This is a genomic window from Labrys sp. E2SS-1L, from assembly GCF_057073705.1.
In genome coordinates, this window is the sequence record NZ_CP172712.1 from 3,850,378 (window position 1) to 3,869,273 (window position 18,896).

The following is an 18,896-nucleotide window of genomic DNA, read 5'->3' on the forward strand; positions in this document are numbered from 1 at the left end:
ATGTTGGGGAGGCGCTTGCCGCGCCAGGAAACAGCCCCGGTGCTTCCCGACAAAATCCCTGGCCCGCCACTCATTTGCCTAAGGACATGCGGGATTGGGAGTGTCAGTCTCCGGCTGACATCTTATCGGCGAGCAGAGTGCCAGCCGGAGGCTGACACTCCGAATTCCACACAAAGGGAAACCGCAACCGCCGGACTATGAATGGTCCTTGAGGAACTGCGCCAGATAGGTCAGGCACATCTCGCGTTCGTCCGGCGTGGCCTTGGCGAAGGCATCATCATAGAGATCGATGATCCACTGGTCGCGCTCGCCATTGGCACCGTCACGCGCCAAAGTCAGATACATCAGGCCACGTGCGCCCTGGCGCGGCATGTCGTTGCCCGACAGCAGGAGATGGCCGAGCACGGCCTGCGCCTGGCGATGACCCTTGTCGGCGGCCAGACGCAGCCAGCGGCCCGCCGTGATGGCATCGCGCTTTTGCACGGCATTGCCGTCGAGATAGATGCGACCGAGATTGTACTGCGCATCGCTGTCGCCGAAATAGGTGGCGGCATACTGGAACAGTTCGGTCGCATGCCTGGGATTGGGCTTCACCTCATTGGGGATGCCGGAAACATAATAGGAACCGAGCGCGACGATCGCGCTGGAGACGAAGCGGGCTTGGGCGGTATCCGGGCTATCTTCGCCATGGGCGTCGACAATGGCCTGATAATAGTCGAACGCCTTCTTGTCGTCGCGGGGAACGCCGTCCCCTTCCGAATACATGCGAGCGAGCTTCCATTGGGCCAAAGCGTGTCCCTTGCTCGCGGCGAATTCCAGCGCCTGGGATGCCCCGGCAAGGTCGCCGGCCTTGTAGGCCTTGGTGCCATTGCGGAAGGCCTGCATCGGAGAAGGATCGTCCGCCGGCGTCTTGGTGCCATCGAAAGCCTGTGCCGTCACGCAGCCCAGGGATAGCAAGAGGCCCAGGCCGCTCGCACGCAGAAGACAGCGCATCCTGGCAAGCGATTTGCCATGGCGCGCCGGGACCCGACCAAGGGGTCCGCCTGCGGTTTGCCGGTCGGCCAAGAGAGAAATCTGGTTCATAGTGAAGGACATAGCCGACACTTCTGCCGATTCTTTGACCGATTCACGGCGGCTCTTCTGCCAAAGCCGCAAAGTTGATGGCTTTTTCGCGACGGCACTGGCCGGCCGGCGGAATCTTCCGGGCACGTGGACACGACCACTGGCAAGTCCGGCGCTGTCCATTGCGTGTTCGCGAAAAGCTCTATCCAAGTTCGACCGCCACTCAAGCAACTCAACTACGTTCAGCCCGCTGGAGATCTTGATGCTCCAAGGTGCGGGCTGAATTCAGCGGTCACTTTGTGGCAGGAACGCGGCCAAGTCGACGGCCGGAGGCCGTCAACGCAAGACTTCGAATCCGTGTTGCTCTATTGCCACACCGGACAGTGAAGAATTAACCATAGCATTTACGGGCGCACACGAGGATAACGTGCCATCGCCTCCAGATCATCGAGGTCTATGGTGTTGCGCATATACTGCTTGGAAGCGTCCCTGAAAGGTTGAAAGTCCCAGGAAGTCGCTTTTCCCGAGTTCAAGGCATCGTCGACCACCCGACGACGACGCTGGCTGGCACGCACATCGGCATCAATAGCGGCAAGGTTCCAGCGCGTTTCTATTTCCTTACGAAAAGCCGCGACGATTTCGGCATGGGCCGGCTCGGCCGCAAGGTTCGTCAATTCGGCGGGGTCGGCGGCCAGATCGTAGAGCTGATCGGGGTCGGCGGGTGAATGCACGAATTTGAAGTCGCCGCGACGGAGCATCAGCAAAGGCGCCACGGCCCCCTCGGCAAGATATTCACCGCGGACTTCATCATGCCCGCCTTCTTCGCGGCAATGCGGCACCAGGCTGGCGCCGTCGATGCCGGCGAGTTCCGCAGCCGCGCCAGGCTCGGCCATATCGACCAGGGTCGGCAGGATATCGACCAGCGACACGCTCGCCGCGACCCGATGCGGACGATAGAGCTGAGGCGCGCTGATGATCAGCGGCACCCGGGCCGAGCCCTCGAACCAGCTCATCTTGTACCAGAGGCCGCGCTCGCCCAGCATTTCGCCGTGGTCGCCGGTAAACAGAATGATCGTCTCCTTATCGAGTCCCGTCGCTTCCAGGGCCTTGAGCAGCTTGCCGACATTGGCATCGACATAGGAAATCGCTCCGAAATAAGCATGCCGGGCATTGCGGATATGCTGGTCGGTGATCTCGGCCTTGTCCATGTCGCAGACATGGCGCAAGCGCTGGGAGTGCGGGTCGAGTTCCTCGACCGGAACCACGTGGCGGGGCAAAGGAATTTCCTCGTCCCGATAGAGATCCCAATAGTCCTGCGTGATCGCATAGGGATCATGCGGATGGGTCAGCGACGCCACCATGCAGAAGGGGCGCTTGTCGGGGCTGCGCACATGTTCATAGAGGGCGCGCTCGGCTGCAAACACCACCTCATCGTCGAAATCGAGCTGGTTGGTGCGCACGCAAAGGCCGGCATCGGTCACCGACGACATGTTGTGATACCAGCTCGGGCGTTCCTGCGGGTGATCCCAATCGGGCGTCCAGCCGTAATCCGCAGGATAGATGTCGGTTGTCAGCCGCTCCTCGAAGCCGTGAAGCTGGTCGGGCCCGCAGAAATGCATCTTGCCAGACAGCACGGTACGATAGCCTGCACGCCGGAGATAATGCGCCCAGGTCGGGATGTCGGCGCGGAATTCGGCGGCATTGTCGTAGACGCCCGAGCGTGACGGCAATTGCCCGCTCATGAACACGGCGCGGGAGGGCGAGCACAAGGGCGAATTGCAATAGGCGCTGTCGAACACCACGCCGCGCTCGGCCAGCCCCATGATGTTCGGCGCCTTGACGAGATCGAAGCCGTGCACCGGCAGGAAGGCCGGTGCGAGCTGATCCACCATGATGATGAGGATGTTGGGCTTGGACTGGGACATGACGGACCTGACGCGCTGGGCTGGATTCGCAAGGGGGATAGCAATTGTCGGAACACATCGCGAGATGGCCTTGCTTGCATCCGACACGGGCTGGCCTCGGCGGCGCATTTGGGCTTATAGGGACGGGCCTAGTTCGAGAGATCGTGATGTCCCCTGCCCACCTCACCACCCTTGCCTTCGATGCCGACGATACGCTCTGGCAGAACGAGCAATATTTCAGGACGGCCGAGGAAGAACTGGTCAGCCTGCTTGCCGACTATGCCGACAAGGACACGCTGCTGGCGCATCTACTCGAAGTCGGCAAGCGCAATGTCGTCAGCCACGGCTTCGGCATGAAGACCTTCACCTTCTCGATGATCGATACCGCCATCGACGTCAGTGGCGGCCAAGTGCCGGCACCGGTGATCGGGCGCATCCTGGCGCTCGGCAAGGAAATCCTCAACCATCCGGTCGAGCTGCTCCCAGGCGTCGCCGACACGCTGGAAAGCCTGGCAGGCCAATACCGGCTCATCCTGATCACCAAGGGCGATCTGTTCCATCAGGAGAACAAGATCGCGCAATCGGGGCTGCGTGACCTGTTCGAAGCCGTGGAGATCGTCAGCGAGAAGAGTACCGAGACCTATGCGCAGGCCTTCGCCCGGCATGGCGATGGTCCCCAGGCCTCGATGATGATCGGCAACTCGCTGAAGTCCGACGTGATTCCGGCGCTCCGGGTCGGCAGCTGGGGTGTCTATGTCCCCCATCCCCTGACCTGGGCCTTCGAACATGCGGAAGCGCCGCTGCATGAGCCGCGTTTTCGCGAGATCGAAACGCTGACGCAGACTGCCGACGTGATCCAGGCACTCAAGGATTAGGGATTGCGCATAAGACGTGGTCACGCAGACCGATAGACCTGCGTAACCGAGCCTCCGGGAAAGGCCGTCGAGCTGATCGGCATGAGACGCCTGGGCGGGACGACTTCGGAGAAGATCGGCATGCCCTTGCCGAGAGCGATCGGATGCACCACCAAGGCGTATCGGTCGACCAACGCCCGGGCGATGAGGCTGCGCGCAAAAGCAGCGCCGCCATGGGCAATGATCGGCTTGCCGTCGCCGGCCTTCATCCTGGCGATCTCGTCGACCAGATCGCCGCTGGCCACATAGGCCTGCCTCCAACTTTCCGCACCGGGTTGCTGTTGTCCGGATTGGGGGATGCCGGCCTCAGCCGCTGTCAGGATTGCCGATCCCTGCCGTGAAAAGACGGCCTTGGGAATCTGGTTCATCGCTGGCGCGAACACGCTGGTGGAGGTTGGCCAATAGGCGGCCATGGCCTGGAAGGTGCGGCTGCCCATGATGTGCAGGCCCGCATTCGACACAGTCTCCAGCTTCCAGGTGATCGCCTCCTGATCGCCATCGAAGATCCAGTCGAGTTCCCCCTCCGGGCCGCAGACGAAACCATCGAGCGACATGGTCATCGTCAGGATCACCTCTCTCATTGCCATCTCCTCACGCCTATTCGCTCCAAGGACGCGCGAGATCGATCGGTTCCGACAACGGGGGGGAATTCGGCCTCAATAGCCGATGGCAAGCCCATCCTTTCTCGGATCGGAACCACCCGTCAGCGTTCCCCTGTCCCAATCGATGAGAACCATCTGCCCGCCGCCGAGCGGCTCCCCGGCCGGGCCGACCTTGTGGCCACGAGCCTCGAGGGCACGCAGCGTGGCCGCCGGCACGCCGCGTTCGGCAAGAAGTTCGCCCTTCTCGTAGAAAACCCGAGGCAGATCGATCGCAGCCTGCGGATCCATCCCGTAGTCGAGCAGGTTGCTCAGCACATGGACATTGCCGAAGGGCTGATAGTCGCCTCCCATGACACCGAAGGGCGCGACCACACGGCCGTTGCGGGTTGCCATGCCGGGCATGATGGTGTGGAGGGGACGCTTGCGCGGCGCGATGCAGTTCGGGTGGCGTCGGTCGACGCGAAATCCCCTGCCCCGGTTCTGCAGGACGATGCCTGATTTCGGGCCGACCAGGCCGCTGCCGAAGGAATGATAGGTCGAGTTGATGAAACTGACCGCATTCCGATCGCGATCCACCACCGAGAGATAGACCGTGTCCGACGGCTCCATTACCGCTTCCGGCAATTCACGGTTGGCCATATCGGGATTGATCCTGCGCCTCAGTCCGTCGGCATAGGATGAGGCCAGCAAGGCCTCGACGGGAACGTCGGCATGGTCGGGGTCAGCGATCAGCTCATCCCGGATCCGGTAGGCAAGGCGCCCGGCCTCGACCTCCAGATGCAGCCGCTCCGCCCCCAGCGGGTCGAGCCCGGCCAGATCGAAGCCAGCCAGCAGGTTGAGCATCAGCAGGGCGGTCAGCCCCTGATTGCTCGGTGGCATCTGCCAGACATCGATGCCGCGATAGCTGGTCCTGACAGGCTCCGCGTAATCACCACCGGCGGCTGCAAAGTCGTCGAGCGTGTGCAGTCCGCCCCTGCTGCGCAGATGGGCAACCAGATCCTCGGCGAGTTCCCCCTGGTAGAAAACCGCCCGTCCCTTGGCGGCGATGAGGCGCAGGCTCCGGGCCAGCTCCGGCTGGCGATGGACATCGCCAGCCCTCGGCACGGCGCCCCCGGGCAGAAAGATGCGGGCAGCCGTGGCGTCCTGTGCCAGCAGATCCCTCGCTTCGTGCCAATCGGCCTCGACGCGGTCATGAATCACATATCCGGCCTCGGCGTAGTGGATGGCGGGGGCGAGCACGCGCTCGAGCGGGGTACAACCATGATCGGCCGAAAGGCGGCACCAGGCGTCGATCGCACCGGGAATGGTGACGGCGTGGGGGCTGTCGACCGGTATCTCCGTAAAGCCCCGCTCCTCATACCAGTCGATGGTTGCAGCTTCCGGCGCTCGGCCCGCCCCATTATAGGCGAGTACCGGCCCCTCCCCACCGCGCACATAGAGGCAGAAACAATCGCCGCCGATCCCCGTCGACTGCGGCTCGACCACTGCCAGGACGGCAGAGGCGCAGATTGCCGCGTCGATGGCATTGCCCCCCTCGCGCAACAGGGTCAGGGCGGCCGCGCTGGCCAGGGGATGGGATGTCGCGACCATTGCGTCCATGGCGCGGACGGGCGAACGGCCCGGAAGCTGAAAATCCCTCATTGTGCCTTTTCCTGAAATGCGTTGCGCAGAAGATCGATCGGCGTATCGTCCCCATCCTCGGTCTCTCCGTCGGCATCCTCCAGCAGCAAGGCATGCTGGACCGAGCGCAGATGCCGCCGCATGGCGGCTTCTGCGGCTGATGGATCATGCCGGGCAATGGCATCGACGATCTGGCGATGGTGGAGCGTGAGTTCCTCGAAACGCTCGGCCGTGGTGGGATCGTTGCGCAGGCGCCGCCAGGCTCCCTCCTCCCGCACGGCGTTCAGGCTGTCGAACACGGCAAGGGCAAGGGCATTATGCGTGGCCTCGGCAATGGCCCGGTGCAGGCGGACATCCCAGATGTCCCAGGTCGCCGCATCGCGGGCGGCGGCACTCTTGTCGAGAAGATAGCGCAGATTGTCGATGTCCATGCGGCTCGCCCGCGTGGCGGCAACCCGGGCATAGGTCGGCTCCGTCCACAGGCACAGATCCATGAGCTCGGCCGGGCTGGTACTGGCGGTGATCAGCGACATGCCCAGTTCCCGCTCGGGCGGGCGGGTGCCGACGAAAGTGCCCTTGCCGACATGTCGCCACAGGCGCCCCTCGGCCTCCAGTTGTTCCAGCCCCAGCCGGAGCGCGCGGCGGCTCAGCTCGAGCCGGAGCATGAGGTCACGTTCCGGCGGCAGGCGACTGCCGGGCGGATAGGCCCCCCCGTTCAACAGGCTGCGGAGACTCTGGCTGGCTTGCTGTTTGCTGTTCATTATGAAACCAATTCAAATATTGGTTCCATAGAGTAGTATCGATTTTCTTGCGTTGTCCATACGATTCTTCTTGCTGGCATGCCAATGTTGTGCCCCAATATCGGTATCAATAATAATATTGGTTCCATACTGGGACCAGGAACGAGCCATCCGGAGCACCACCATGCGCGCATTCCGTGCCGTACTGCCTCGTCTTCGCCCAGGGCCTGCTTTCCTATCGATCGCCCTTGTGGCAGTGAGCATCGCCACCACAACCCGGGCACAATCCGTCCAGCCGCCGGCCGCCATTGCCGACGCCAGGAAGATGGTGATCTGCGCCGATATCGGCTCGCCGCCACTGTCCTTCTACAAGGATGACGGCTCGTTGACCGGAGCCGAGATCGAGCTCGGCAATGCCATTGCCAAGCAGCTGGGCGTCAGCGCGGAATGGAAGCAGGTGCAGTTCGACGGCATCATTCCCGCCCTGATCGCCAGGCAGTGCGACGTGATCATGTCCGAGCTCTATGACAAGCCCAAGCGCCGCGAGGTCGTCGATTTCGTTGACTATCTCGCCTCCAGCCAGTCACTTGTCGTCCTGAAAGGCAATGCGAGCCATATCACCGGGCTTGCCGATCTCTCCGACAAGAAGGTTGCCGTCGAGAACGGCACGACCATCCAGTCCCTTGTCGATGAGGAAAACAAGAAGCTCGCGGGCGAGGGCAAGGCACAGGCCCAGGTCGTGGTGTTTCCCAAGGATACCGATGCCTTCCAGGCCCTGCGCATCGGACAGGTCGATGCCTATGGCACCACGATCAAGACGGCCGGTTACTATTTCAAGCAAGCCCCGGACCTCTTCGAACTGGGAGGCCCGCCTTTCGCCCAGGCCGTCATCGGCGCCGCTTTCCGCAAGGAAGACATCGACCTGCAGAAGGCCTTCGCCGCGGCGCTCGAGGCCATCCGCAAGGATGGCACCTACCGGAAGATCCTGGAAAGCTGGGGTATCGAACGCGACGCCTTGTGAGGTCTTGCCATGAACTTCAACTGGGCCTTCTTCTTCCACTACCTGCTCGAACCCTCCAGCATCTATCTGCACGGCCTCTGGCTGACGCTCAGCATCAGCATCGTCGCTCAGATCATCGGCACCACCCTCGGCCTGTTCGTGGCCCTGGGCCGGCTATCGTCCTGGCGGGTCCTGCGGGCTCTCTCCTCCTTCTATGTCTGGGTGATGCGCGGCACGCCGCTGCTGGTGCAGATCGTGTTCATCTACACCGCGCTCGCCGCTGCCGGCATCCTGCGCTTCCATGACATCGATCTCGGCTTCATGATCCTGCCGGGCAATGTCCAGGCCGGCATCATCGCCCTCAGCCTGAATGAGGCGGCCTATATGGGCGAGATCATCCGCGCCGGCATCACCTCGATCGACCGGGGGCAGACGGAGGCAGCCAAGTCGCTCGGGATGACACCCGTCAAGCTCCTGCGGCGCATCATCCTGCCCCAGGCCGCGAGGGTCATCATTCCGCCCCTCGGCAACAACTTCAACGGCATGCTGAAGAGCACGACGCTGCTGAGCGTCATCGGCGTACCCGAACTCCTGCTGGCCACCCAGATGGTGACGTCGGCAACCTTCCGTGTCTTCGAGCTCTATTCGGTGGTCGCGCTCTATTATCTCTCGCTCACCACCCTGTGGGGCTTCCTCCAGCGCACCATCGAGGCCCGCTTCAGCACGCCCTTTGCCGAGACCCGCAGCAAGGCGCCGCGCGGCCGGCTTCTGACCAGCCTGTTCGGAACCAGCCCATGAGCACCGCAGACATGCAATGGACCGTCGAGGCCGAGGGCGTCGAGAAATGGTTCGGCTCGATGCAGGTGCTCAAGGGCGTCTCGCTCAACGTCCGGCGCGGCGAAGTCGTCGTCATCGTCGGCGCCTCCGGGTCGGGCAAGACCACCTTCGTGCGCTGCATCAACCATCTGGAGAAGATCCAGAACGGCCGCATCCGCGTGAACGGCCATCTCATCGGCTATCGCGAGAGGAAGGGCCGCCTCGTCGAGGACAGCGAGCGCAACATCGCCCGGCAGCGCCGGGACATCGGGATGGTCTTCCAGCGCTTCAACCTGTTCCCGCATCTGAGTGCGCTCGGCAACATCATCGAAGCCCCGACGCAGGTGCTGGGCATCGACCCGGCGACGGCCCGCCGCGAAGCAGCGGCGCTGCTGGCCCGGGTGGGCCTCAAGGACAAGGCGGATGCCTATCCCGCCCAGCTCTCGGGCGGCCAGCAGCAGCGCGTGGCCATCGCCCGGGCCCTGGCGATGAAGCCGACATTGATGCTGTTCGACGAACCGACCAGCGCACTCGATCCCGAAATGGTCGGCGAGGTGCTGGAAGTCATGAAGGAACTCGCCCGCGACGGCATGACCATGGTTGTCGTCACCCATGAAATGGGCTTTGCCCGCGAGGTCGCCGATCGAGTGGTGATGATGGATGACGGCCTCGTGGTCGAGGAGGCGCCGCCCGAGACCTTCTTCACGGCACCGCGCTCGGAACGCTCGAAGGCCTTTCTGGCCCGCGTGTCGGGGACGAACGGCCGATCGCCATGATCGGCCGATAGGCGCAATGCAGCCAGGATGTGCCGATCCGGAGATCGGCACATCGGATCGATTACAGGCCGGCCAGGGCGTCCTGCAGCTTGGCGCGGCGGGCCGTGGCTTCTTCGAGGCGCTCGCGGTTTTCCTCGATCACCTCTTCCTTGGCCCGGGCGATGAAGTCGGGATTGCCGAGCTTGGCGTTGATCTTGGCGATCTCGCCGTCGATCTTGTCGGTCTCCTTCTTCAGGCGCGCCTTCTCGGCCTCGATATCGACAACGCCTTCCAGGGCCAGGGCCGCCACCGCGCCGCGGGCGATGATCTGCACCGAGCCCTTCGGGGCCGATGGCGCAAAGTCGATCTCGCTGATGCGGGCCAGGCGCTTGAGCGTTTCGCCATGGGCGGCGACGCGTGCCTCGATGGCCGGGGACGCATTCACCATCACCAGCGGCACCTGCGCGCCGCCGGGCACGCCGACCTCGGTACGGATCGAGCGGATCTCGGTGACCAGATCGACCAACCAGCCGATTTCCTCATCCGCCGCTGCGTCGAGCAAACCGCCAAGGTCCGGCCAAGCGGTCAGGGCCGCCATCTGGCTGCGTGGAACCGGTCCTGCCGTCACCGACCAGAGCTCCTCGGTCATGAAGGGCATGAAGGGATGCAGCAAGAGCGTCGACTGGTCGAGGATGAAGGCGACCATGGCCCGCGTCTCGGCCCGTGCGGCCTCGTCCTCGCCCTCGATGATCGGCTTGGCGAGCTCGACATACCAGTCACACACCACGTTCCAGATGAAGCGGTAGACCGCGCTGGCGGCATCGTTGAAGCGATAGGCCTCGATGGCGCGCTGGATTTCGCCGACAGCCTTCTCCGCTTCGCCGGCAATCCAACGGTTGAGGGCGATCTTCGCCGATTTCGGGTCGAAGCCGGGATCGCGCACGCAGCCCTTCATCTCGGCAAAGCGCGTGGCGTTCCACAGCTTGGTACCGAAATTGCGATAGCCCTTGACGCGGTCGATCGACAGCTTGATGTCTCGGCCGGGTGCGGCCATCGCGGCCAGGAAGAAGCGCAAGGCGTCGGCACCATAGCGCTCGATGCCGTTCGGATAGGTCTTGCGCGTCTCCGAGGTGACATGGGCGACATCGGCCTTGTTGGCCAAAGCCCCGGTGCGCTTGGCGATGAGGGTATCGAGCTCGACACCGTCGATGATATCCAGGGGGTCCATGACGTTGCCCTTGGATTTCGACATCTTGGCGCCCTTCTCGTCGCGGACGAGGGCGTGAAGATAAACGTCCTTGAAGGGCACGTCGTTCTGGGTGAACAGGCCCGTCATCATCATGCGGGCAACCCAGAAGAAGATGATGTCGAAGCCCGTCACCACCACAGAAGTCGGGTAGTATCTGGCGAGTTCCGCCGTCTTGTCCGGCCAGCCGAAGGTCGAATAGGGCCACAGCGCCGAGGAGAACCAGGTGTCGAGCACGTCCTCGTCACGCGTGATCGCCGTGCCGGCACCCCACTTCTCATCGGCCTTGGCGCGCGCTTCCTTTTCGTTGCGGGCGATGACGTAACCGCCATCCGGCCCGTACCAGGCCGGGATCTGGTGGCCCCACCACAGCTGACGCGACACGCACCAGGGCTGGATGTTCTCGAGCCAGTCGAAGAAGGTCTTCTCCCAGTTCTGCGGCACGAAGCGAGTCTGGCCGCGGCGCACGGCGGCCAGTGCCTCCTCGGCGAGCGGCCGCACGTTCAGATACCACTGGTCGGTGAGCCAGGGCTCGATCGGCACGCCCGAGCGGTCGCCATGCGGCACCTGATGCTTGTGCTTCTCGATCTCGACCAGGCGGCCGGCAGCCTCCATGTCGGCAACGATGCGCTTGCGCGCCTCGAAGCGGTCCAGGCCGCGATAGGCTTCGGGCGCGGCGTCGTTGATACGCGCTTCGGCCGTGAGGATGTTGATCACCTCGAGATTATGCCGCCTGCCGACCTCGAAATCGTTGAAATCGTGCGCCGGCGTGATCTTTACCGCGCCCGTGCCCTTCTCGGGATCGGAATATTCGTCGGCGACGATCGGAATCAGGCGCCCGACCAGTGGCAGCCGCACCTTCTTGCCGACCAGATGGGTATAGCGTTCGTCAGACGGATGCACCGCCACGGCGGTGTCGCCGAGCATGGTTTCCGGACGCGTGGTGGCGACGGTAATGGTCTCTCCCGTCTCCTGCCCCGCCTCGTCCACCACCGGATAGGCGAAGTGCCACAGGCTGCCATTGATCTCGATCTGCTCGACTTCGATGTCGGAGATCGCGGTCAGCAGCTTGGGATCCCAACTGACCAGGCGCTTGTCCTTATAGATCAGACCAGCTTCGTTCATGCGCACGAAGATCTCGATCACCGCCTTGGACAGGCCTTCATCCATGGTAAAGCGTTCGCGCGACCAGTCGCAGGACGCGCCCAGGCGCTTGAGCTGCTTGACGATGGTACCGCCCGATTCTTCCTTCCAGGCCCAGACATGCTCGAGGAATTTCTCACGCCCGATCTCGCGGCGATGGATCTGGCGCTCCTGGAGCTGGCGCTCCACCACCATCTGGGTGGCGATGCCGGCGTGGTCGGTGCCGGGCTGCCAGAGCACGTCCTTGCCGCGCATGCGCTCGAAGCGGCAGAGGATGTCCTGCAGCGTATTGTTGAGCGCATGGCCCATATGCAGCGAGCCGGTGACGTTCGGCGGCGGAATCACGATCGAATAGGGAGCAGCGCCGGCCCGATCGGGGCGACCTGCGCGAAAAGCCTGTGCCTCTTCCCAGGCCGCGGACACGCGCGGCTCGACGCTGGCGGGGTCAAAGGTGGTTTCGATCATGATCTTCTTTCAAGGCAGGTCAGGTGGCGTGGGCGGCGGTTACAGGCACCGGCGGCTCCGTGATTCGGCCGGCCGACATGCCCATGAGCGAGCAGTCCACGCAATTCACGGCCGGTAGTGGCAGAAACGCCCCCTCAAAGTCAACGAAACAAGCGCTGAGACCGCTGCACCCGGCGGCTTTCCGGCATTTCCGGGCGCGATGCGCCCTGCGATCTTCCCACCTCTTCCTGCCCCAATGCCGACCTTTACCGCCCGGCACAGAGTCGGCTTGTGACAAGAAAATGGAAAGCCTCTCCCTCTACATCATGAAGTCGTCACGATTCTTCGGTTGAAGGCCGTCGGTCCGGGTGTGGGATGGTCGGGGAACGATGTCGCGAGTACACCCGCCAGTTGTTGCCGGCGATCGTATCACCTATGGTGCCCCGATGATGACCCGACGCTTCCTCCCGAGGGACGTGGTGCCGTTCCTTGCCCAGCCACACCTATTGCGCCTGCCAAAAGCGCGTTAAGAAGACCATGAACAGACGCGACTTCTTGAAATTTGCCTCGATTGCCGCCGGTGTGTTGACCGCCCCCCAGGGGGCCCGGGCAGCGATCGACGCCCCCGGCCTGAAGGAAGGCGAGGTCTTCTCCCGCGACAAGCTCCTGGACTATGCCAGGAACCTGGCCAAGGCCCCCTATCAGGCACCGGACGCCACGCTGCCCTCTTCCCTGCAGAATCTGGACTACGAGCAATATGTCTCGATCCGATTCCGGCCCGACCGGGGCATTTGGAGCCAGGATCACCGCGGCTTCGTGATCGAGCCCCTGCATCGCGGCTTCATCTATGCGACCCCGGTCGACCTGTTCACCGTCGAGGACGGCCGTGTCCTCATCGTGCCCTATGAGCCGGCGATGTTCGACTTCGGCAAGATCGCTGCGCCGCCGCCCGATTCCAAGCTGGGCTTTTCCGGTTTTCGCCTGAAGGCGCCGATCGACATGCCCAATCGGCTCGACGATTTCGCCATCTTCCAGGGTGCCAGCTATTTCCGCGCCATCGCCAAGAATCAGGTCTATGGCGCGGCGGCGCGCGGTCTGGCGATCAATACCGGCGAATCCAGCGGCGAGGAGTTTCCCGCCTTCCGCGCTTTCTGGATCGAGCGTCCGCCCCAGAATGCCGAGAATCTGGTGGTGCACGCCTTGCTCGATTCGGAAGCGGCGACGGGCGCGTTCCACCTGACGCTGCACCCGGGCGAGATCACGACCATCGACGTCGAAACCACGATTTTCCCGCGCGCCAAGATCGAACATGTCGGCATCGCGCCGCTGAATTCGATGTATCTGTTCGGCTCCAACGACCGCAAGGGCGTCGACGACGTACGCGTGGCCGTCCACGGTTCTTCCGGCCTGCAGATGCTGTCTGGCGGCGGCGAATGGATCTGGCGCCCGCTGCAGAATCCGGAGACGCTGCAGATTTCGGCCTTTGTCGACAAGACCCCGCGCGGCTTCGGCCTGCTTCAGCGCAATCGCGATCCGGCCGATTATGAAGACAGCCGGCATCGCTACGAAATGCAGCCCAGCGTGTGGATCACGCCCAAGGGCGACTGGGGCGAAGGCTCGATCCAGCTCGTGGAGATCCCGACCGACCAGGAAATCCACGACAACATCATCACCTATTGGCGGCCCAAGGATGCCCTCGAGGCGGGCAAGGACTATTCATTCGCCTATCGCACCAATTGGTGCTGGACGCCGGCTGAGCGCCCGCCAATGGTATTGGTGCGCGAAACGCGCATCGGAGCCCTGGGCTCCAAGCGTCGCCTGTTCGTGATCGACTTCCAGGGCGACTTGTTCGCCAGTGCCGACAATCTCAACGGCGTCACGCCGGAGATCACCGTCAATCCCGGCAAGCTGAGCGACGTCAGTTTGACTCTGGAAACGGAGCGGCGCATCGGTCGCCTGAGTTTCGGCCTTGACCCGAGCAGCGAAACCTATTCGGAAATGCGTGCCGTGCTGGTCAAGGACGGCAAGCCTGTAAGTGAGACATGGCTGTATCGATGGACACCGTAGAGGAACACACCGGCGGCACAAACCCTACCTCGTCGCAGGAATGGGTCTATCAGCGCCCCGCCATGCCGGATGAGAATCGGCTGGAAATGCCGGTGCAGTCGCTGACCAAGTGGTCGCGCTCGGAACGCCGCTCCTGGATCCATCCGGCCCTGCATCACGGCTCCTGGCTCATCCGGCTGTTCGTTTTCGGCGGCATGCTTGTGCTCACCGCTTTCGGCGCCTGGGAAATGTACAAGGTCGTCGAAGTCGGCGGCGTCACCTTCCTCGAATGGGCCCTGGTCTGCCTGTTCGTGCTGAACTTCTCCTGGATCGCCCTCGCCTTCACGGCGGGCGTCGCCGGCTTCGTTTATCTGCTCTTCCACCGGCGCAGCACCCAGCCGCTGCCGCAGCAATTGAGCACCCGCACCGCCGTGCTCATGCCGATCTACAACGAGGCGCCGAGCCGGGTTTTCGGCGCGATGCAGGCCATCATCGAATCGGTGGAGCAGACAGGGCTCGGCCGCGCCTTCGACTATTTCTTCGTCTCCGACACCACCGACCCGAATGTGTGGATCGCCGAGGAACGTGCCTTCCTGGCGATGCGCAAACGCCTGGGACCCGACATCCAGCTCTGGTACCACCATCGCCAGCGCAACACGAACCGCAAGGCGGGCAACATCGCCAACTGGGTCACGCGCTGGGGCGGCTCCTACGACCATATGCTGGTGCTCGACGCCGACAGCCTGATGACGGGCTCCTCCGTCGTACAACTTGCTGCCGCCATGGAGCGCGACCCCGATGCCGGCATCATCCAGACGTTGCCGCTGATCATCAACCGCAACACCCTGTTCGCGCGCATCCAGCAATTCGCCGCACGCGTCTATGGTCCGGTGATCGCCGAAGGCCTGTCGCTGTGGATGGGCCATGACGGCAATTACTGGGGCCATAACGCCATCATCCGCACCAAGGCCTTCGCGGCGCATTGCGGCATGCCGGATCTGTCCGGCCGGCCGCCCTTCGGCGGCCACATCCTCAGCCACGATTTCGTCGAGGCGGCGCTGATCCGCCGTGCCGGCTACGCCGTCTACATGCTCAACGACATCACGGGCTCCTATGAGGAGAGCCCGCCCTCGCTGATCGACCTGTCGGCACGTGACCGGCGCTGGTGCCAGGGTAATCTGCAGCATGCCCGCGTGATCGGTTCCAAGGGTTTTCATCCCTGCACGCGCCAGCACTTTGCCAACGGCATCTTCTCCTATCTGGCCAGCCCGCTCTGGCTGCTCCAGCTCCTGGTCGGTCTGACCATCGCGCTGCAGGCCCATTTCATCCGGCGCGAATATTTCACCGATGAATTCTCGCTGTTCCCGACCTGGCCAGTGTTCAACGCCGAACTCGCCTTGGCACTGTTCGGCGGCACCATGGGCATCCTGCTGGCGCCGAAGCTCTTTGGCCTGATCATCATGCTGCTCGACGGCCCCAATCGCCGGGCGAGCGGCGGCGGCATCCGGCTGACCTTGTCGGTGCTGCTGGAGATCATTCTCTCGGCCCTGCTCGCCCCGGTGATGATGCTGATCCAGTCGGGCGCCGTGTTCGAAATCCTGGTCGGGCGTGACTCGGGCTGGAAGCCGCAGCGGCGCGACGACGGTTCGATCCCCTTCCGCGACATCGTCAAGCGCCATCGCTCGCACACTGTCCTCGGCCTCTTCGCCGGCGTGGCCGCCTATGTGATCTCGCCCTATCTGTTTACCTGGATGTCGCCGACCATCCTCGGCCTCCTCCTTGCCATTCCGCTCTCCTGGGCATCCGGCCAGCTCGCGCTCGGCCTGTGGTTGCGCCGCCACGGCATTCTGGCGACGCCCGAGGAGACCCACCCGCCGGAAGTGGCGACGCGGGCCAACGCCCTCAGCACGGAGCTCGCCGCCGTCGGAGAGGACGACAGCGACGCCATCGAGGTCGTCTACAAGGATGCCGGCTTCCGAGCCCTGCACGAGACCATGCTGCCGACCTCGGCTTCCCGGGAGCGCGGGCGTTTCGAGCAGGATCGCGTCATGGCGCAAGCCAAGATCGCGGAGGCCGCCTCGATCGAGGAGGCTGCAAAATGGCTGAATTCGAAGGAGCGCTTCGTGGCGCTGCATGATCGCAGCCTGATCGCCAGCCTGTCGCGCCTGCACGAGCCGGCCAAGGCCGAACCAGCCTAAGCCGTTCACTCAAGGCCCATCATCGGCCTGCCTTCGCAACGGAGGCAGCGCTATGGGCCGACGGCTTCACCACTCAGGCCGGGTTCGGGCTGCAGGCCGTCCTGGAGGCGCGACTTCAGCCGATTTTCCTGGCGCTTCTTGGCATAGGGCGTGCTGCGATCGGCGGTTTCCTGGACCAGCGGGTCCAAGCGTTCATCGACGGCGGCGATGGCCTCGTCGGCATAGGGGAACTCATCCTGGCGCCCCCATGCCCGCCAGGCCTTGGCCACGCTCAGGCGCAGCCGGCCATAGGTATAGGCATAGGCGCCCATCGTGCGCGCAAAGCGCCAAGCATAACGGGCATAGAAGCGCAGCGGGTTTTCGATCGGCAGCCCGTAGCGCCGCTCCCGGCGGTCGATGACGCGCCCGAGGCCGAACTCCGCGAAGGCGACGCCTTCCCGCCGTGGCCCTTCGCGATAGGCAATCAGATTGTAGAGCGTGGTCAGCCGCATGCCATTCTTGAGCTGCACCCGGCGCTTGAACACCCGCTCCATATGCTCGAAATCGTAATAGCGGCGGCTGGCTTCGTGGAAGACGGCATCAAGCTCGGCGTCGCTCATCTTGGGATGATGGGTGACGCGATGATTCAGATCATATTTGTTGAAGTCCGGGTCCATCCATACCCCGGCTTCCTTCATGCGCTTGTGATCCTCGCTGCCGGGCAGAGGCGTCAGAATGTTGAAGTAGAGCACGTCGATGGCGAGTTCCCGCTTGATGAGATCGACGTCGCGCAGGATCGATTCCCGTGTGTCGGCAGGAAAGCCGATGATGTAGCCGCAGCTGATCACCACAGGATGGCGCTTCCACGCCAGCACCATCTCGCGATATTCCTCGATGCGGTTCTGGCGTTTCTTGGCCGCCTCCAGATTGTCGGGATTGATGTTCTCGAGCCCGATGAAGATCAGCCGCACGCCGGCCCGCACCACCTTGTCGATGAAGCCGGGAATACGATGGGCCATGGTGTCGACCTGGATCAGCAGCCGGGCTTCCAGCCCTTCGCGCTCACGCAGCTCGATCAGCCGGTCGCAATAGGCCTCCCAATTGCGGTTGCGAGCAAAATTGTCGTCGGTCACGAAGAACTTGCTCACGCCCTCCGCGGCGTTCAGCCGGAGGATGGCCTCCAACTCGTCCGCCGTGCGGAAGCGGCTCTTGCGCCCCTGGACGTTGATGATGGTGCAGAAGGAGCATTCGAACGGGCAGCCCCGGCCGAGGTCGAAGCTCGACCAATGGGTAAAGGAGCGCCGCACGATCGGTCCTGGCAGCAGCGGCACCGGCACATTCTGCAGGCCGGGCTGGTCCTTCAAATGATTATAGAGTGGCTTCAGGGTGCCGGCCAAGGCATCGCACAGCACGACGTCGAGGCGGTCGGGCTCGGCCTCGCCGGCGAACTGGCTGACACCGAGCTCCCGAGCCAGAGCGAGTTCCTCGGCATCCTCGCCGAGCATGGCGACGCAGCCCGAGACATGGAAACCGCCAATGCAGACCGGCACGCCGGCGGCACGCAGCGGACGCGCAATATCCATCGCCCGCGGATATTGGTTGGTCTGCACACCGACCAGCATGACGATGGCCCGCGCACCCTCGCCCTGATGGCTTGCCAGAATGGCAGGAATGTCCACCCGGGTATTGGTCTCGTCGATGGCGTGCACCCGCGCTTCGACGTCGGGACCGAAGACTTGCCGGGAGATGGCGTCTTCCACCAGGGCCCACACGCAGGCAAGCGAGTTCGACGGAATGGCCGACCTTATCCAGCGGATAGGATAGCCGTCATCGTCATATCGCGTAGCCTTGATCAGCCAGATATCGACATGGCGCGTCTGCCCCCCCGGCTGGACGCCTGGTCTACCTGGCCCTGCAACTGCCTGCCCCTGCATGCCTTGGCCCCAAGGATATTTATACTTTTTGTAGAGACTTCTATTTCGGGAGCAAGATGATTTTTGCTTAATGCCGAGCTAAGCGTCGCATTGCCGGACGCTTTACAGATATGCTGCTTCCCCGAGATCGCCAACACCCGGCACCAAGCACGGATGAATAAGTAGTAAGTCGGCAAATCTCAGCATTCCTGCGAGAATGATTTCCCCCTGACACAGGCAGCTCCCATATCGCGATGTCGGCTCAGGTTGGCGCCATCGCCCGTCGGAGCAGAACAGCCGCATTTCACCGGAACGGCTTATAAACATATAATTTCTATAAATTTTATAGAAAAATATTGACATCCATGAGTTGAGCACAAACCATCGGCCTCAGCCCATTGCCATTGGAGCCTCCATGGCCGCGATGAACCATCACGACGAGTTTGGCGCCGCAAGCCGAGCGCGTGAGCGCTGTCGCTAGAAGGACGAGCGTTCCGGCCTGCATTCTTGACCA

General features: G+C 63.2%; 13 protein-coding genes. 6 read left to right on the forward strand and 7 right to left on the reverse strand.

Annotated features, from left to right (window positions below):
• Nucleotides 1–195: 195 nt before the first annotated feature.
• Both ACIGJE_RS17860 and betC read right to left on the reverse strand, forming a co-directional pair.
• Nucleotides 196–993, reverse strand: coding sequence for a tetratricopeptide repeat protein (locus ACIGJE_RS17860; protein WP_311934785.1), 798 nt, complete (start codon nucleotides 991–993; stop codon nucleotides 196–198).
• Between the two features lie 473 nt (nucleotides 994–1,466).
• The gene (gene betC / locus ACIGJE_RS17865) at nucleotides 1,467–2,987 is read right to left on the reverse strand and encodes a choline-sulfatase (RefSeq protein ID WP_394308844.1); all 1,521 of its coding nucleotides are present in this window, start codon (nucleotides 2,985–2,987) and stop codon (nucleotides 1,467–1,469) included.
• A gap of 143 nt (nucleotides 2,988–3,130) precedes the next feature.
• On the opposite strand from betC, the gene ACIGJE_RS17870 reads away from it, so the two are divergent.
• Nucleotides 3,131–3,841: an HAD family hydrolase gene (locus ACIGJE_RS17870; RefSeq protein WP_415081283.1), complete on the forward strand. Its 711-nt coding sequence runs from the start codon at nucleotides 3,131–3,133 to the stop codon at nucleotides 3,839–3,841.
• Between the two features lie 20 nt (nucleotides 3,842–3,861).
• Here ACIGJE_RS17870 and ACIGJE_RS17875 read toward each other — a convergent pair whose 3' ends face one another.
• The 3 genes from ACIGJE_RS17875 to ACIGJE_RS17885 all read right to left on the reverse strand — a co-directional run bounded on the left by ACIGJE_RS17875 (nucleotide 3,862) and on the right by ACIGJE_RS17885 (nucleotide 6,863).
• A complete protein-coding gene (locus tag ACIGJE_RS17875) occupies nucleotides 3,862–4,461 on the reverse strand; it encodes a dihydrofolate reductase family protein (RefSeq protein WP_483678213.1) in 600 nt (199 codons plus the stop codon).
• Nucleotides 4,462–4,536: 75 nt separating this feature from the next.
• On the reverse strand, nucleotides 4,537–6,123 hold the full coding sequence (ggt, locus tag ACIGJE_RS17880) for a gamma-glutamyltransferase (RefSeq protein ID WP_415081287.1): 1,587 nt from the start codon (nucleotides 6,121–6,123) through the stop codon (nucleotides 4,537–4,539).
• On the reverse strand, nucleotides 6,120–6,863 hold the full coding sequence (locus ACIGJE_RS17885; protein WP_415081289.1) for a FadR/GntR family transcriptional regulator: 744 nt from the start codon (nucleotides 6,861–6,863) through the stop codon (nucleotides 6,120–6,122). Before ACIGJE_RS17885 ends, ggt begins: the two co-directional genes overlap by 4 nt.
• A 163-nt stretch (nucleotides 6,864–7,026) precedes the next feature.
• On the opposite strand from ACIGJE_RS17885, the gene ACIGJE_RS17890 reads away from it, so the two are divergent.
• From ACIGJE_RS17890 to ACIGJE_RS17900, 3 genes are read left to right on the forward strand one after another with little or no spacing between them, the layout of a single operon-like run.
• Nucleotides 7,027–7,863: an ABC transporter substrate-binding protein gene (locus tag ACIGJE_RS17890; protein ID WP_415081291.1), complete on the forward strand. Its 837-nt coding sequence runs from the start codon at nucleotides 7,027–7,029 to the stop codon at nucleotides 7,861–7,863.
• Nucleotides 7,864–7,872: 9 nt separating this feature from the next.
• Nucleotides 7,873–8,640, forward strand: a complete 768-nt coding sequence (locus ACIGJE_RS17895) for an amino acid ABC transporter permease (RefSeq protein WP_415081293.1) — start codon at nucleotides 7,873–7,875, stop codon at nucleotides 8,638–8,640.
• Nucleotides 8,637–9,434 carry an amino acid ABC transporter ATP-binding protein gene (locus ACIGJE_RS17900; protein WP_483678216.1) on the forward strand — a complete coding sequence of 266 codons (798 nt, stop codon included), beginning with the start codon at nucleotides 8,637–8,639 and terminating at the stop codon, nucleotides 9,432–9,434. The genes ACIGJE_RS17895 and ACIGJE_RS17900 overlap by 4 nt, the downstream gene beginning before the upstream one ends.
• Nucleotides 9,435–9,495: 61 nt before the next feature.
• Here ACIGJE_RS17900 and ACIGJE_RS17905 read toward each other — a convergent pair whose 3' ends face one another.
• Entirely contained in the window at nucleotides 9,496–12,267 is a 2,772-nt protein-coding gene (locus ACIGJE_RS17905) for a valine--tRNA ligase (protein WP_415081295.1), read from the reverse strand.
• Nucleotides 12,268–12,783: 516 nt separating this feature from the next.
• On the opposite strand from ACIGJE_RS17905, the gene ACIGJE_RS17910 reads away from it, so the two are divergent.
• Both ACIGJE_RS17910 and mdoH read left to right on the forward strand, forming a co-directional pair.
• Nucleotides 12,784–14,313, forward strand: coding sequence for an OpgD/OpgG family glucan biosynthesis protein (locus ACIGJE_RS17910; protein ID WP_415081297.1), 1,530 nt, complete (start codon nucleotides 12,784–12,786; stop codon nucleotides 14,311–14,313).
• Nucleotides 14,289–16,490 carry a glucans biosynthesis glucosyltransferase MdoH gene (mdoH, locus tag ACIGJE_RS17915; protein ID WP_156771769.1) on the forward strand — a complete coding sequence of 734 codons (2,202 nt, stop codon included), beginning with the start codon at nucleotides 14,289–14,291 and terminating at the stop codon, nucleotides 16,488–16,490. The genes ACIGJE_RS17910 and mdoH overlap by 25 nt, the downstream gene beginning before the upstream one ends.
• A gap of 50 nt (nucleotides 16,491–16,540) precedes the next feature.
• On the opposite strand, the gene ACIGJE_RS17920 is transcribed toward mdoH, so the two are convergent.
• A complete protein-coding gene (locus tag ACIGJE_RS17920) occupies nucleotides 16,541–18,403 on the reverse strand; it encodes a B12-binding domain-containing radical SAM protein (protein WP_415081300.1) in 1,863 nt (620 codons plus the stop codon).
• Nucleotides 18,404–18,896 lie beyond the last annotated feature (493 nt).

Bases quoted from the DNA above. Each gene is read 5' to 3' on its own strand.
- ACIGJE_RS17860 (WP_311934785.1), bottom strand. From the start codon at position 993: ATGCGCTGTCTTCTGCGTGCGAGCGGCCTGGGCCTCTTGCTATCCCTG.
- betC (WP_394308844.1), bottom strand. From the start codon at position 2,987: ATGTCCCAGTCCAAGCCCAACATCCTCATCATCATGGTGGATCAGCTC.
- ACIGJE_RS17875 (WP_483678213.1), bottom strand. From the start codon at position 4,461: ATGAGAGAGGTGATCCTGACGATGACCATGTCGCTCGATGGTTTCGTC.
- ggt (WP_415081287.1), bottom strand. From the start codon at position 6,123: ATGAGGGATTTTCAGCTTCCGGGCCGTTCGCCCGTCCGCGCCATGGAC.
- ACIGJE_RS17885 (WP_415081289.1), bottom strand. From the start codon at position 6,863: ATGAACAGCAAACAGCAAGCCAGCCAGAGTCTCCGCAGCCTGTTGAAC.
- ACIGJE_RS17890 (WP_415081291.1), top strand. From the start codon at position 7,027: ATGCGCGCATTCCGTGCCGTACTGCCTCGTCTTCGCCCAGGGCCTGCT.
- ACIGJE_RS17895 (WP_415081293.1), top strand. From the start codon at position 7,873: ATGAACTTCAACTGGGCCTTCTTCTTCCACTACCTGCTCGAACCCTCC.
- ACIGJE_RS17900 (WP_483678216.1), top strand. From the start codon at position 8,637: ATGAGCACCGCAGACATGCAATGGACCGTCGAGGCCGAGGGCGTCGAG.
- ACIGJE_RS17905 (WP_415081295.1), bottom strand. From the start codon at position 12,267: ATGATCGAAACCACCTTTGACCCCGCCAGCGTCGAGCCGCGCGTGTCC.
- ACIGJE_RS17910 (WP_415081297.1), top strand. From the start codon at position 12,784: ATGAACAGACGCGACTTCTTGAAATTTGCCTCGATTGCCGCCGGTGTG.
- mdoH (WP_156771769.1), top strand. From the start codon at position 14,289: ATGGCTGTATCGATGGACACCGTAGAGGAACACACCGGCGGCACAAAC.
- ACIGJE_RS17920 (WP_415081300.1), bottom strand. From the start codon at position 18,403: ATGCAGGGGCAGGCAGTTGCAGGGCCAGGTAGACCAGGCGTCCAGCCG.